The 13,784-nt window shown below is 72.6% G+C and carries 13 protein-coding genes; 5 read left to right on the top strand and 8 right to left on the bottom strand.

Going from position 1 to position 13,784, the window contains the following annotated elements:
* Nucleotide 1: 1 nt before the first annotated feature.
* From ABZ953_RS25325 to ABZ953_RS25315, 3 genes are all read right to left on the bottom strand, one after another.
* A complete protein-coding gene (locus tag ABZ953_RS25325) occupies nucleotides 2–436 on the bottom strand; it encodes a roadblock/LC7 domain-containing protein (RefSeq protein ID WP_361727629.1) in 435 nt (144 codons plus the stop codon).
* Nucleotides 437–519: 83 nt separating this feature from the next.
* Nucleotides 520–2,391: an ATP-binding protein gene (locus tag ABZ953_RS25320; protein ID WP_361727627.1), complete on the bottom strand. Its 1,872-nt coding sequence runs from the start codon at nucleotides 2,389–2,391 to the stop codon at nucleotides 520–522.
* Nucleotides 2,392–2,649: 258 nt separating this feature from the next.
* Complete coding sequence (locus ABZ953_RS25315; protein WP_361727625.1) at nucleotides 2,650–3,894, bottom strand: MFS transporter; 1,245 nt, start codon at nucleotides 3,892–3,894, stop codon at nucleotides 2,650–2,652.
* Nucleotides 3,895–3,920: 26 nt separating this feature from the next.
* Between ABZ953_RS25315 and ABZ953_RS25310 the strand changes: the two genes are divergently transcribed.
* A complete protein-coding gene (locus tag ABZ953_RS25310) occupies nucleotides 3,921–4,439 on the top strand; it encodes a CGNR zinc finger domain-containing protein (protein ID WP_361727623.1) in 519 nt (172 codons plus the stop codon).
* A gap of 31 nt (nucleotides 4,440–4,470) precedes the next feature.
* Here ABZ953_RS25310 and ABZ953_RS25305 read toward each other — a convergent pair whose 3' ends face one another.
* Complete coding sequence (locus ABZ953_RS25305) at nucleotides 4,471–5,685, bottom strand: MBL fold metallo-hydrolase (RefSeq protein WP_361727621.1); 1,215 nt, start codon at nucleotides 5,683–5,685, stop codon at nucleotides 4,471–4,473.
* A 177-nt stretch (nucleotides 5,686–5,862) separates the two neighbouring features.
* Here ABZ953_RS25305 and ABZ953_RS25300 point away from each other — a divergent pair, with 177 nt between their 5' ends.
* The gene (locus ABZ953_RS25300; protein WP_361727620.1) at nucleotides 5,863–7,761 is read left to right on the top strand and encodes a propionyl-CoA synthetase; all 1,899 of its coding nucleotides are present in this window, start codon (nucleotides 5,863–5,865) and stop codon (nucleotides 7,759–7,761) included.
* A 76-nt stretch (nucleotides 7,762–7,837) separates the two neighbouring features.
* Here the strand turns inward: ABZ953_RS25300 and ABZ953_RS25295 are convergent, their stop codons facing one another.
* Together ABZ953_RS25295 and ABZ953_RS25290 are read right to left on the bottom strand one after the other, a co-directional pair.
* On the bottom strand, nucleotides 7,838–8,671 hold the full coding sequence (locus tag ABZ953_RS25295; protein ID WP_361727618.1) for an SGNH/GDSL hydrolase family protein: 834 nt from the start codon (nucleotides 8,669–8,671) through the stop codon (nucleotides 7,838–7,840).
* A 141-nt stretch (nucleotides 8,672–8,812) separates the two neighbouring features.
* Nucleotides 8,813–9,442, bottom strand: a complete 630-nt coding sequence (locus ABZ953_RS25290) for a TetR/AcrR family transcriptional regulator C-terminal domain-containing protein (protein ID WP_361727616.1) — start codon at nucleotides 9,440–9,442, stop codon at nucleotides 8,813–8,815.
* 65 nt (nucleotides 9,443–9,507) lie between these two features.
* On the opposite strand from ABZ953_RS25290, the gene ABZ953_RS25285 reads away from it, so the two are divergent.
* From ABZ953_RS25285 to ABZ953_RS25275, 3 genes are all read left to right on the top strand, one after another.
* Nucleotides 9,508–11,025, top strand: coding sequence for an FAD-dependent monooxygenase (locus ABZ953_RS25285; protein ID WP_361727614.1), 1,518 nt, complete (start codon nucleotides 9,508–9,510; stop codon nucleotides 11,023–11,025).
* A 74-nt stretch (nucleotides 11,026–11,099) separates the two neighbouring features.
* A complete protein-coding gene (locus ABZ953_RS25280) occupies nucleotides 11,100–11,903 on the top strand; it encodes a metalloregulator ArsR/SmtB family transcription factor (RefSeq protein WP_361727612.1) in 804 nt (267 codons plus the stop codon).
* A 148-nt stretch (nucleotides 11,904–12,051) separates the two neighbouring features.
* Nucleotides 12,052–12,858: a tyrosine-protein phosphatase gene (locus tag ABZ953_RS25275; RefSeq protein ID WP_361727610.1), complete on the top strand. Its 807-nt coding sequence runs from the start codon at nucleotides 12,052–12,054 to the stop codon at nucleotides 12,856–12,858.
* A gap of 41 nt (nucleotides 12,859–12,899) precedes the next feature.
* Here ABZ953_RS25275 and ABZ953_RS25270 read toward each other — a convergent pair whose 3' ends face one another.
* Entirely contained in the window at nucleotides 12,900–13,016 is a 117-nt protein-coding gene (locus ABZ953_RS25270) for a DUF6126 family protein (RefSeq protein WP_361727762.1), read from the bottom strand.
* Nucleotides 13,017–13,087: 71 nt separating this feature from the next.
* The gene (locus ABZ953_RS25265) at nucleotides 13,088–13,765 is read right to left on the bottom strand and encodes an XRE family transcriptional regulator (protein WP_361727608.1); all 678 of its coding nucleotides are present in this window, start codon (nucleotides 13,763–13,765) and stop codon (nucleotides 13,088–13,090) included.
* Nucleotides 13,766–13,784: the final 19 nt, after the last annotated feature.

The following is a 13,784-nucleotide window of genomic DNA, read 5'->3' as shown; positions in this document are numbered from 1 at the left end:
GTCAGCGCCTCATCGACGCGGGTTCGCCGGCCGGCTGCCGGGGGGCGGTGATCAGATACGGGCGCACGCTCTTGACCAGCATCGCCATCTCGTAGCCGAGGACGGCCGCGTCGGCGTCGCGCCCGGCGAGCACGGCCAGACAGGTGCCCGAACCCGCGGTCGAGACGAACAGGAGGGTGGAGTCCAGCTCCACGACGACCTGCCGGACGTCCCCGCCGTCGCCGAAGCGGATGCCCGCGCTGCGCCCGAGCGAGTAGAGCCCCGAGGCGAGGGCCGCCATGTGGTCGGCGCTGTCCGGGTCGAGGCCGTGCACCGACTTCACGAGTCCGTCGGAGGAGAGCAGGACCGCGCTGTGGGTGTGCGGCACGCGCTGCACGAGTCCGCTCATCAGCCAGTCGAGATCGGATGCATGGCCGGTCGGCGCATCGCTCGCCATGGTGGATCGACTCCTTGAGGTACGAACGTACGTAGGTCTGCCGGGGCAGAGGTGGTGGGGGGTGCCGGGCCTGCCGGTGCTGGTCAGCCGCCTTGTCCTCGTCCGTCGTGGGGGGCGCCGACCTCGTGCTCCCGCGGGGTGGGTTCGCGGGCGTCCTGCGCCTGGGCGAGGCCGATGCCGCGCTGGAACGCCGCCATCAGGCCCGGGTCGTGGCCGACGTGTCCGGCGTCGGGCCGCGGCGCCGGGGAGTCGCGCAGCTGGGGTGCGAGGTGTTCCTGGGCGCGCCGCTTGGGGAGTTGCGGTCTGCCGACGCGGCCGCGGACGGCGCCGCCGAGCGGGGTGGGCGGGGCCGCGGCGTGCTCGGCGGCTGCCTGCCGGTCCTCGGGCCGGATGCCGGGGGTGGCGTCGGCGGGCGTCGGGCGGTCCTGACGGGAGCCGCGTACGGGGAGGGGGGCGGGGGCGGTGCCGTTCGTGGTGCGGGGGCGGTAGGGGGTGACCACGGGGGCGGGCGGCGCTGGTTCCGGGTGGGGCGCCGGGTCGGGTCGCGGGCCGGGAGCGGGGCGGGGTTCCGTCCGGGGGGCGGCGGTCGGCCACACCGGGGCGGCGTCGGGTGCGTCACCCCGTACGACTCGGTGGCCTGCCGTATCCCTCGTGTCCCCCGTGTCCCCCGTCTCCCCCGTCTCCCCTGTGGCGCCTCTCGCCGCCTCCTCCGCTGCCGGGCGGCCCAGGGTGGCGGGCTCCGCCTGCTGTTCGGCGCCCAACAGCTCCTGCGGCAGGATCAGTACGGCCTGGACGCCGCCGTAGATGTTGGTCTGCAGCCGCACCGCGACGCTGTGCCTGCGGGCGAGCGCGGCGACCACGAAGAGTCCGATGCGGCCGTCCTGCAGCAGGTGCGCGACGTTGACCTGGTCGGGGTCGGTGAGCAGCCGGTTCATCTTGTTCTGCTCGGTGACGGGCATGCCGAGGCCGCGGTCCTCGACCTCGACGGCGATCCCCGCGGTCACGGCGTTGGCGCGCAGCAGGACCTGGGTGTGCGGCGCGGAGAACACCGTGGCGTTCTCGACGAGTTCGGCGAGCAGGTGGATGACGTCGGCGACGGCGTGCCCGCGCAGGGTGCCCTCGATCGGGGGCACCAGTTTGACCCGCGAGTACTGCTCGACCTCGGCGATGGCCGAGCGCATGACCTCGGTCATGGAGACGGGGTTGCTCCACTGGCGGCGCGAGACGGCGCCGCCGAGCACGGCGAGGTTCTCGGCGTGCCGTCGGATGCGGGTGGCGAGGTGGTCGACGTGGAAGAGGCCCTTGAGCAGTTCGGGGTCCTCGACCTCGTTCTCCAACTCGTCGAGCAGGGAGATCTCGCGGTGCACGAGCGACTGCAGCCGCCGGGCGAGATTGACGAAGACCTCGACCTTCTGTTCGCTGCCAGCCTGGCTGGAGAGCTGGGAGGCCTGTACGACGGCGCCGACGGCGACGTCCTGGGCGCGGGTCAGTTCGTCGGCGAGCTGGTCGAACTCGTCGCCGCCCGCTCTGGCCCGTGTCGGCGTCCCCGGCGTCGGCGGCTGGTCGCCGCGGCGCAACTGTTCGAGGACGGAGCGCAGTTCGGCCTGGCCGCGCGCGGTGCTGCGGCGCAGCGCGCCGACCCTGTCGTGCAGGGACTTCGCGGCGCGCTCGGCGGCGACGGCGGCGGTCACGATGCCCGCGAGGCCGACCAGGGCGGCCGCGGTGAGGACGGCGAGCAGGGCCGGTCCCGGCCTGGCGCCGGTCGAGCGCAGGGTGAACAGCACGGCCGCGCAAGCGCTCAGGCCCACGGCGACGGCGGGCAGCACCGCGATGCGCAGGAGCTGCGGCCGTATGTGGGTCTCGGGCAGTGCGGTGGCGCTGCGGCTGCCTGGCCTGCCGTGCCGGCCGCCCTCACGGCGGTCTGTACGGGCGGCCGGTGCGCGTAGGTGAGACATCTGCGTCCTCGGTACGTGGCGACGAGGGTCCAGCGGTCGGCCCGATCCCCCTTTGCGGCGTGCTTGCGGCATCGCCGTGCCGGCCGGCAGGTCGCGACGTCAGCCCTGCGTCGTGATCCCTGCGTCGCCCGACGGCCACACACGGTAGTCGGCAACGCATCATGTGCGGTGGGCAGTTGACAAAGTCAGCGGTGCAGCGTCCCGCTCTGGTATGACATCTCGCACGGGGGTCCGATTCGCCTCGTACGCAGGTCCGATTCATATCTCGTACGGGGGGCGGCTCTCGTCGGAGGGACGACGGAACCCGCCCCTGACCGTTGCCGCCAGGGCGACGGCGGTGAGTGCCGCGAGGGCGCCCCAGGCCGCGCCGAAACCGTGCGTGAGGTCGGCGAGGAGACCGAGGGCGGGCGGCGCCAGGACGACCGCGATCTGGTTGACGGACATGGCGAGGCCGAGGGCGAACCCCGTCCTGCCCGCCGGTGCCGACTCGACGACATGGGCAACCCAGGGTCCGTACCAGCCGATGCCGAAGAAGCCGAGCCACACGAAGAGACAGGAGGCGGCGACCGGCGACCGGCCGAGCGGCGTCGTCAGAGCCACCGCCCCGGCGGTCACGGCGGCGAGGCAGACCAGGACGCAGGCGTACCGCCCGGCGCGGGCCCGGTCGCTCCAGGCCGCCAGGCAGATCCGGCCCGCGACGCCCGCTCCCTGCACCGCCGTCAGGACGAGGGCCGCGGAGCCGGTTCCCATCGACGCGGTGCCGTGCAGGTGGAGCACGGTCAGCAGGAGGATGCCACCCTGCAACGAGACCAGGCTGACGCCCGACAGCATGATCCTGGCCATGGCCGGTTCCCGCAGCATGCGGAGCCGGCCGCCGGGCCGCGGGGTGCGCGGCTCCGTGCCGCCCCGGAAGGAGGGCACGCCCGGCGGCGGACGGTAGAGGGCCGTGAAGACGATCGCGCCGAGCAGCGCGACGAGGCCACCCGCCACCAGCGTCGCCCTCACGCCGCGGGCCACGGCGAGCACCGGCAGCGTGGCCGCGGCGAGGGCGCCGCCCAGGGGCAGACCGGCCTGCCGGACTCCCATCGCGAACCCGCGCCGGGAGGCGTCGAACCACGAAGCCACCGACTTGCTCCCGCCCGGCTGCGCGGTGCTGTACCCCGCGCCGACGACCAGCAGCGCGAGCAGCAGGGACACGTATCCGGGCGCCGCGCTCCCCAGGGCGAGGCCGGTCGCGACCACGCAGGCGCCCGCGCCGACGACCCAGCGTTCGTTGTAGCGGTCCAGGAGCTCACCGGCGACCGGCAGACCGATCAACGGGACCAGCTGGGCCGCCGAGAGCAGCAGCCCCACCTGCGCCGTGCTCAGCTCCATCGCGCGCTGGAAGTGGATGCCCGTCGCCCCGATGCCCGCCACGAAGAAGCTGGAGGCGGCCTGGGTGAAGGTGGTGATGCCGAGGACGACCCAGCGGTACCGGCCGGTGCGTGCGAAGCGGTGACTCATGGCGGTCAGGCTGCTGTAATGGCCTTATGCACCTCAACCCTTACGGCGAGGGCGCCGTGAACCTGGCCGCCGACCTCGCCAACCACCGCCCGGCCGACGCCCAGGAGCTCGCGGACCGCTGCGTCGCCGCGGGCCTGACCCTGGAACGGCCCGTCACGCCCGAGGACGTGGCGCACACCCACAGCACCCTGGACGCCTGGGAGAAGGTGGTCGACGCCACCGGAGAACACGAGCGCGCCGAGCTGGTCAACGCCATGCTGGCGTCGGCCGCCGCCTATCCGCGGCTGACCGACCACGCGGGCAGCGGCTGGCACCTGCACTACCGCGACGCCCGCCAGCCGCTCGGCGCGCTGCTCTTCTCTCTGATCTCCGTCGGCACCGCGCTGCACCTGGCGGGCCGCGGCATGCACCGGCTGCGGCGGTGCGCCGTGACCGAGTGCACCACGGTCTTCGCCGACACCTCCCGTACGGGGCGGCAGCGCTACTGCTCCCAGCGCTGCGCCAACCGCGACGCGGTCCGTCGGCACCGCGCACGCGCCGCCTGAGCGACGTGAGCGCCGACCTGCGGCCCCCGCGCTACCCGACGGACGTCGTCTCGTGCTCCCCGCTGTCCCCGCTGTCCGAGGTGGGCCCCGCGACCGAGCGGACGACCAGCGTCGGTGCCCCGGGCCAGCCGCCGTGCGGCGTCACCGCCACCCCGCGCCACCACAGGGCGCCCGGCACGGACTCCGCCCCGGGCTCGAAGGGCTCACCGGGGCAGGGCAGCGCGACCGTGGCGCCCGCCCGGCGCGCCGCCGCGACGGTGCCCTCGCCCGGCTCCGACCAGGCGTGCGGGGCGAGGTTGAACGTCCCCCAGTGGATCGGCAGCAGCACGCCCTGCGGACGGCCGCCCTGCAGGTCCAAGTGGGCCCGCATGCCCTCGTCGGGCGTCATGTGGATGTCGGGCCACCACTCCGAATACGCGCCGATCTGGATCATCGTGGCGTCGAAAGGGCCGTGTTCCGCGCCGATGTCGGCGAAGCCGGAGAAGTACCCGGTGTCGCCGCTGTGGTAGACGCGGTGCTCCGGCCCCGCCACCACCCAGGACGCCCACAGCGTGTGCTGCTGGTTGCGCAGTCCCCGGCCGCAGAAGTGCCGCGCCGGGGTGGCGGTCAGGCTCAGTCCGCCCACCTTCGCCGTCTCGTTCCAGTCCAGCTCGCGCAGCCGGTCCGCCGGTACGCCCCACCGCTCCAGGTGGGCGCCGACGCCGAGCGGGACCGCGAACACCGTGTCGGTGCCGGCCAGCGCCTTGATGGTGGGCATGTCCAGGTGGTCGTAGTGGTCGTGCGAGATCACCACGGCGTCGACCGGACCGAGCGCCGCAAGCGGTACCGGCACCGGGTGCAGCCGCTTGGGCCCGGCGAAGGAGAACGGCGAACACCGCTCGCCCCACACCGGGTCGAAGAGCACCCGGTGCCCGTCGATCTCCACCAGGACGGTGGAGTGACCCATCCAGGTGACCCGAAGGCCGTCGGCAGGCGGCTTGGCGAGGTCGGCGAGGGTCGTGGGGTGCACCGGGATCGTGCCCGCCGGGCCGCGGCGCAGCCGCTCCTCCTTGCGGAAGTAGACCTTGGCGAACTCCAGGCTTGAGCCGGTCGGCCGGGTCCGGGCGCCCTCGGGGTTCTGGAAGGATCCCTCGGACACGGAGTAATGCGGGGATCTGCGGATCCGGGCCAGCCGGGCACCTGCGGGATCCGCGCCGAAGGGGGCGGTGCGCAGCGAGCGGAGCCCGGGGATCAGGGACCGGGACACGGGACCTCCTGAGGGGGGTGGATAGGCCTCTCCATTATGTCCACCGGCACGGGGCGAGTGCTGGGCGGGCGGCCGAGACCCCTGCCACGTCCGCCGGGGTCCTTCGGCCGGGTCTCCGTTTACGATGACGGGCGTTCGCCCCGAGATCCCGCCGCACCCGACGATCGGAGTGACCGGTTGCCCAGGCCGACGAGTTACGAGAGCGCCTACCGAGAGAGCCTCCTCGATCCGACGGCCTTCTGGGGCCGTGCGGCCGAGGCCGTCGACTGGTTCGTCCCGCCGGCCGCGGTCCTCGACGCGGACGCCCCGGCCGCGCCCCGCTGGTTCGCGGGCGGTGAGCTGAACACCTGTCACAACGCCCTGGACCGCCATGTCCTGGCCGGTCACGGCGACCGCACGGCGCTCATCCACGACAGCCCGGTCACCGGCTCGGTCCGCACCTTCACGTACCGCGAACTGCTCGACGAGGTGGCCCGCACCGCCGGGATGCTCACCGCGCTCGGCGTCGGCAAGGGCGACACCGTCGTCCTCTACCTGCCGATGGTCCCCGAGGCGGCCGTCGCGATGCTCGCGTGCGCCCGCGTCGGCGCCGTGCACTGCGTCGTCTTCGGCGGCTTCGCGGCGCCCGAACTGGCCGCCAGGATCGATCACGTACGACCCAAGGTGGTGCTCTCCGCGTCCTGCGGCATCGAGGGTGACCGCGTCATCGCGTACAAGCCGCTGCTCGACGCCGCCCTGGACCGGTGCGCGCACCGCCCGGACGCGTGCGTGATCCTCCAGCGGCCGCGGGCGGAGGCGGAGTTGCGGGCCGGGCGCGACCTCGACTGGGCGAGCACGCTCCGCTCGGCACCCGCCGCGGACTGCGTGCCGGTGGCGGCCACCGACCCGCTCTACATCCTCTGCACCTCCGGCACCACGGGCGCCCCCAAGGGCGTGGTCCGCGACAACGGCGGGCATGCCGTGGCGCTGCGCTGGAGCATGGAGCACATCTACGACGCCCGGCCCGGCGAGGTGTTCTGGACCGCGTCCGACGTGGGTTGGGTCGTCGGGCACTCGTACATCGTGTACGCCCCGCTGCTCGCCGGCTGCACCACGCTTCTGTACGAGGGCAAGCCGGTCGGCACCCCGGACGCGGGGGCGTTCTGGCGGGTCGTCGAACAGCACCGGGTGCGCACTCTGTTCACCGCGCCCACGGCGATCCGCGCCATCAGGCGGGACGACCCCCGGGGCGAGCACGCCGCCGGGCGGGACCTGTCCTCGCTGCGCACCCTCTTCCTGGCGGGCGAGCGTCTGGACCCCGACACCTACCACTGGGCGCACGGGCTCCTGGACATCCCCGTCGTCGACCACTGGTGGCAGACCGAGACCGGCTGGCCCATCGTGGCCAACCCGCTCGGCATCGAGGCACTGCCCGTGAAGGCGGGATCGCCCGGCAGGCCGATGCCCGGCTGGGACCTGCGGGTCCTGGACGAGGCGGGCGAGCCGTGCCCGCCGGGGACGGACGGCACACTGGCCCTGCGGCTGCCGCTCCCGCCGGGCAGCCTCACCACGCTGCACGGCGACGACGAGCGGTTCGCCGCCACGTACCTGAGCCGCTTCCCCGGCCACTACCTGTCGGGGGACGGCGGGCGGATCGACGCGGACGGGTACGTCTTCGTGATGGGCCGCCTCGACGACGTCATCAATGTCGCGGGGCACCGGCTGTCCACCGGCGCCATGGAGGAGGTGCTCGCCGACCATCCGGATGTGGCGGAGTGCGCGGTGGTCGGCGTCGCGGACGACCTGAAGGGCGAGCTGCCGCTCGGCCTGGTCGTGCTGCGCCAGGGCGTGGACCGCCCGGCCGCCGAGGTCGAGGCGGAGCTGCGCGCGCTGGTGCGGAGCCGGATCGGCGCCGTCGCCACGCCGCGTCGTGTGGTGCCGGTGCCGCGCCTGCCCAAGACCCGCTCGGGGAAGATCCTGCGCGGAACGGTCCGGGCCATCGCGGGCGGCCGCGACTACGCCGTACCGGCGACGATCGAGGATCCCGCGGCACTGGCCGAGATCACGGAGTCGCTGGCCCGGTACGGGGCGCGGTAAGGGCGGGCCACACACCGGAGGCGCCCCGCGGACGGGGCGCCTCCGGTTTTCGTGGAATCGATGCGGTCGCCGCTGTTCAGGAGGCGGCCTCGATCTGCATCTTGATGGTGTGCGGGTTGCGGAAGCCCTTCGCCACCACGTGGTCGCCCGAGCTCTCGCCCCGGATGCGCCGCCCGATCCACGGCACCAGGTACTCGCGCGCCCAGTGGATGTCGTCGCGCCGCACCTCAAGCGTGCCGCGCGGCGGCAGTGGCGGCCACGCCTGGTCGGGGTCCGCGGGCACGTCGAGGCCCAGGACCTGACCGGCACGGAGCGCCACGCGCGTGTGCCCCTCCGCGGAGAGGTGCAGCCGGTCACCGTCCCAGGCCCTGCGGTCCTGCACGGTCCTGAGGGACCACAGGTCGAGCACGGGGCAGCCGTACCGGTCGGCGATGGCACGGACGTGCATGTTGTACGTGGCGATCTTGCCCCGCAGGTGCTTGAGCACCGCGACGCCGCGGGTGTCGAAGCCGGTGGTCACCATGACCGTGCCGACCGCCGACGAGAGGTCGGCGACCGCCCGCTCGAAGCGCTCGGCGACCTCGTCGGGATCGGTGCCGGGACGGATGATGTCGTTGCCCCCGGCGCAGAACGTCACCAGGTCGGGGGCGAGTTCTTTGGCGCGCGGCAGCTGGTCCTCGACGACCTGGTCGAGGAGCTTGCCGCGGACGGCGAGGTTGGCGTAGCGGAAGGTGTGCTCGGGCACCCGGTCGTCCAGGAGGACGGCGAGGCGGTCGGCCCAGCCGACGAAGGCCCCGTCGGGACCCGCGTCACCCACGCCCTCGGTGAAGCTGTCGCCGAGCGCTGCGTAGGAGTTGAATACGCCGTTGTTGATGGGGTGTTTGATGAAGGATGTCGACTCTGCGCTCACGGGATAACATCCTTCACCTCTCTAAGTGACCTACGCCACCGTAGGGAGGGGTTGACGGTGCGTGAGATAAGCCACCGGTCAAGATTCGTTCAACTCGGAATAAGTGCAGGATCCACCTTTCGGTGAAGCGACCGGCTCGTTCTACTCGGGCAGGCGGGCCAGAATCGCGTCGAGGCCGAAGGTGAAGCGGTCCTCGAAGGCATCCTGGCGCATGTGCGCGGCGACCCGGTGCAGCGCTGGGTACGTACCGGCGTCCACGGCCCGGTCCAGCCTGTCGTCGAACTGGTCGGGCGCGGCCTGTTCCTCCTGGACGAGGCCCAGGAGGAAGTAGATGACCGTCCATGCCGTCCAGGCCGCCTGCTCCTCGTCCGCTCCCGCTTCAAGCAGGGCGCCGATGAGGCGGTCGGCGAAACGCAGGGTGTGCGGCTCGGCGGAGTAGGTCCCGGTCACCAGGGCGGCGCCGTCGCGGTGCGCGAGCAGCGCTCGCCGGTACCTGCGGGCCAGTTCCCGCGCCCGGTGCCGCGGCGGGGAGGGCAGGTCCGTATAGCCGACTTCGCCCACGACCGCGTCGGCCATGAGCTCCAGCATGCGCGCCTTGGTCTTCACGTGCCACAGGACGGTGTTCATGCGCACCCCCAGGCTGTCGGCCACCGCCCGGGTCGACAAGCCCTCCAGTCCCCTGTCCTCAAGGACCCGCAGTGCGGCACTGACCACGGCCGCGCGCGTGAGCTGGCCTGTGGCGTCGTCTTCCCTGCCTTGCTTCTTGGTCACTGACCTAGTTTACTTCGACTGAGTTCCTGGTCACTGACCAAGACGCCGAATGAAGGAGAAGAAGCATGGACTACCAGGTCGTCGTCGCCGGAGGCGGGCCCGTGGGCCTGTGGCTGGCCGCCGAACTGCGCCGCTGCGGCATCACCGTCGCGGTCATCGAAAAGCGCACCGAGCGCGACACCCGCTCCCGCGCCCTGACCGTGCATCCCCGCACCATCGAGACGTTCGCCTCCCGCGGCGTGCACACCCCCTTCATCACCGAGGGCATACCGCTGCCCGGCGGGCACTTCGGCGCACTGGATTCCCGGCTGGACTTCCGCCGCCTGCCCAGCCCCTTCCCTTACACGCTCGCCCTGCCGCAGGAGCGCACCGAAGCCCTGCTCGAGGAGCAGGCTCTTGAACTGGGGGCGACCATCCTGCGAGGTCACGAGGTCACAGGACTGAGCGAGGGGCCCGACAGCGAGGGGCCTGACAGCGTCCGCGTGCGGATCCAGGCTCCTAACGGCCCGCTCACCATGGAGGCGGCCTATTTGGTGGGCTGCGACGGCGCGCGCAGCACCGTGCGCAACGCGGCCGACATCGACTTCCCCGGCACGCCGTCCACCGTGCTCGGCTGGCTCGGCGACGTCGTCCTCGACGAGCCCCCGGCCCCCGGCCACGGCAACTTCGGCACGGCCGGCACCCTGATGGCCGCCCCGATGCCCGGCGGTCTCCACCGCCTGGTCGGCATCACCCCCCGCGACCTCACCACCACCTGGCCCGGCGACCTGACCCTGGAGGAACTGCGCGAGAACGTCATCACCATGGCCGGGACCGACTTCGGCATGCGCGACCCGGTCTGGCTCTCCCGCTTCGGCAACGCCACCCGCCTGGCCGTTCAGTACCGCAACGGCCGCGTCTTCCTCGCCGGTGACGCCGCACACCAGCACTTCCCCGCCGGTGGAGTCGGCATGAACGTCGGCATCCAGGACGCCGCCAACCTCGCCTGGAAGCTCGCCGCCACCCTCAACGGCTGGGCCCCCGACACCCTCCTGGACACCTACCACGCCGAACGCCACCCGGTCGGCGTCAACCTCACCGAGACCAGCCGCGCCCAAATCGCCCTCATGACCGCCTTCACGCCGGAAGGGCTCGCCCTGCGCAGCCTGCTCAGCCAACAGATCGCCACCCTGCCCGAGTTCAACGACCGGCTCGCCGCGCAGGTCAGTTCCCTCTCCGTCGCCTACCCGCCGACCGCGCCCGACGCCCGGCGACTGACCGGCACCCGCGCCGACGACCTCGCCGTCGGCGACACCAGCCTGTTTTCCCTCCTGCGCGCCGACGGCTACCTGCTGCTCGACCTCACCGGCAGTCCGGACCAACCCCTCCACCACCTCGCCCGGCCCGGCCTGCGCGTGCACACCGGCACCCCACACCTGCTCCCGGCCGACTGGTCCGGCATCCGCGCCGCCCTCATCCGCCCCGACGGCCACGTCGCCTGGGCAAGCACGGAGAACCAGGACACCTCGCTCACCGACGACCTCACCGACGACCTCACCGCCGCCCTCGCCACCACCCACCGGAGTGTGCCGCTGCCGAATTGACATGCAGCCATCTGGGTGCCAATCATGGACAGGCAGCCATTCGGCTGCATGACTGGAGGTGGGGGTGACAGAAGGTGGACGCGGCCTTCAAGGCGTTGGCCGATCCGAGTCGGCGGCAGCTCTTGGACCGGTTGCGGGACCGCAACGGACAGACCTTGCGGGAGCTGTGCGCAGGACTGGACATGGCCCGCCAGTCGGTGAGCAAGCACTTGGCGGTGCTTGAGGACGCCGAGCTGGTGACCACGGTGCGGCGGGGACGGGAGAAGCTGCACTACCTGAACGCCGCTCCGATCAACGCCATCGCCGAGCGATGGATCAACCAGTTCGACCGCGGCCGGGCGCACGCCCTCGCGGACCTGAAGAGAGCATTGGAGCAGAGCCCCATGGACAGCAGGACGTTCGTGTACACGACGTACATCCGCACCACACCCGAGCAGCTCTGGCAGGCGCTGACCGACCCGGCCTTCACCAACCGGTACTGGGGCGTGAGCTTCCGCACCGACTGGGCGCCCGGGTCCCCGATGACCTGGACCGAGACCGGGGCCACCACCGAGGACCCCGAGCAGGTCGTCCTCGTCCACGAACCGCACCGCAGGCTCGCGTACACCTGGCACACCTTCAGCACCCAGTGGGCCGAGGCCAACGGCGTCAGCGAGGAACTGCGCGCGGAGCTCGCGAGCGAGCGCCGGTCGAAGGTCACCTTCGACCTGGAGCCGCAGGGCGACCAGGTCAAGCTGACCGTCACGCACGACTTCGACGCGGCCGGCACCCTGCACTCCATGTGCAGCCAGGGCTGGCCGCCCATCCTCTCCAGCCTCAAGACGCTCCTGGAGACCGGCGAACCCCTCGGCGGGGCCCAGCTGCCGTCCGAAGGGTAGATGGCGCTCCGCGACGCGGCCGGGCGGGGCCGTCGAGGTGCCCGCGAGTAGCTCCCGCGCAGGGGTGATTGCCCCAGGTACCCATGTCGTATCGTCAAAGACGCACCTACCGGCGAGCCGCGCCGGCCGCAGAGTCCGAGGAGAGCCCGTGACACAGCAGGTCCCGCCGACAGAACTGGCAGAACCCGAGCTGACCGGAGTGCGCAATTTCCGGGACGTGGGCGGACTCCCGACAGGGGACGGCCGGCGCGTCCGCGCGGGTGTGCTCTTCCGCAGCGGTCACCTGGCGCACGCCACCGCGACCGACACCGCCTTCCTCACCTCGCTGGGACTGCACACGGTCTTCGACTTCCGCAACGCCGCCGACCAGCGCCTCGAAGGTCCCGACGTCGAGCTGCCGGGCGTGCGCAACGTGAATCTGCCGCTGACCGACCCGGCCGACGGCGCCGAGTTCTGGAAGATGGTGCGCGACGGCGACCTCGACCAGCTGCGCGGGATCCTCTCCGAGGGCCGGGCCGCGGGCCGCATGGAGACCGCGTACCGCACGATCATCAAGGAGCGCACCGCCGAGCACAGCAAGGTGCTGCACGCCCTCGCCGAGGACAGCGTGCCCGCGCTGATGCACTGCGCGGCGGGCAAGGACCGCGCGGGCCTCTCCATAGCCGTGACGCTGCTCGCCGTGGGCGTCGAGCGCGATGCGATAGAGGCCGATTACCTGGAGTCGAGCGCGTCGCACCGCCGCTACAAGGTGCACCGCTCCGACAGCTCGTCGCATGCGACGCCGCCCGAGATCATGGAGCTCCTCGACCCGCTCTTCGACGCCCGTGCCGAGTACCTGGCGGCGGCGTACGAGGCGATCGAGCAGACCTGGGGCGACGTGGACACGTACCTCACCGAGGGGCTCAAGGTGAGCGCCGGGACCCGCGAGCGGCTCCGCGAGCGCCTCCTCGACTGAACCACTGAGCGGCCCCCCTACCGGTCCTTCTACTGGTCCTTCTACTGGTTCTTCGCGCCCAGCTCGAACAGCAGATAGACGAAGGCCGCGAAGATGTGGCCCACCGCCACATAGATGATCAGCCGGACCCAGAGCGCCCGGGGGAACTTCTCCTGCATCGTATTGCGGGCGGGCACGGTATTGCGGGCGGGCTGCTCCGGCTGAAGGGGCGCCTGCTGTTCCGGTTCCGTCATGTCGGTTCTCCCTGGGTGGGGCCGCCGAGGCACAGCGCGGTGGCGGGGCTCTGCAGCAAGGTGTGGACGAAGAGGAAGTCGGCGCCGCCCCGCTCGGCGGCGGCGATGCGGTGCGGGGTCAGCGAGTCGAAGTGCGCGCTGTCCCCCGGTTCGAGCAGGTGCACGGTGTCCCCGAGGTGCAGCCGCAGCCGCCCCGTCAGGACGTACAGCCACTCCTCGCCGGGATGGACGCGCACGATGTCGCCCTGCGCCCCGTGCGGCACGTGCACGCGCAGCGCCTGCATGCCGCGTCCCGAGGCGCCCGCCTGCCAGTAGGTCCAGCCGCCCGCCCGGGTCGGCTCCATGTCCGGAGCGCGGACGACCGCGTCCCGGTCCGCGACCGTCTCGCCGAGCAGCTCCGAGACCGTCGTACCGTAGACGCGTGCGAGCGTGAGCAGCATCGGCAGCGAGGGCTGGCGCTGGCCGGTCTCCAGGCGGGAGAGATGGGCGGGCGAGAGCCCCGCGGTACGGGCGGCGGCCTCCAGCGTGAGGGACGCCCGGCGGCGCAGTTCGCGCAGCTGGGGCGCCACGGCGGGCAGTGCGTCGGCCGCCGGTGGCGGCGCGGCGGTCCCGGGGGCGGGCTCCGTGGGCTCGGGCTCCGTGGGCTGGTGCTCCGTGGGCTCGGCAGGGCTCATACCTTGATTGAGCCAGAGT

The sequence above is a fragment of the Streptomyces sp. NPDC046465 genome, from assembly GCF_040646035.1.
Lineage (GTDB): Bacteria > Actinomycetota > Actinomycetes > Streptomycetales > Streptomycetaceae > Streptomyces.
The sequence above is the reverse complement of the archived record's forward strand: the minus strand, read 5'-3'. Positions and strand labels throughout refer to the sequence as shown.

Coding starts and splice junctions, on each gene's coding strand:
- ABZ953_RS25320 (WP_361727627.1), bottom strand. CDS start 2,391: ATGTCTCACCTACGCGCACCGGCCGCCCGTACAGACCGCCGTGAGGGC.
- ABZ953_RS25315 (WP_361727625.1), bottom strand. CDS start 3,894: ATGAGTCACCGCTTCGCACGCACCGGCCGGTACCGCTGGGTCGTCCTC.
- ABZ953_RS25270 (WP_361727762.1), bottom strand. CDS start 13,016: ATGCAGGAGAAGTTCCCCCGGGCGCTCTGGGTCCGGCTGATCATCTAT.
- ABZ953_RS25265 (WP_361727608.1), bottom strand. CDS start 13,765: ATGAGCCCTGCCGAGCCCACGGAGCACCAGCCCACGGAGCCCGAGCCC.
- ABZ953_RS25310 (WP_361727623.1), top strand. CDS start 3,921: ATGCACCTCAACCCTTACGGCGAGGGCGCCGTGAACCTGGCCGCCGAC.
- ABZ953_RS25325 (WP_361727629.1), bottom strand. CDS start 436: ATGGCGAGCGATGCGCCGACCGGCCATGCATCCGATCTCGACTGGCTG.
- ABZ953_RS25285 (WP_361727614.1), top strand. CDS start 9,508: ATGGACTACCAGGTCGTCGTCGCCGGAGGCGGGCCCGTGGGCCTGTGG.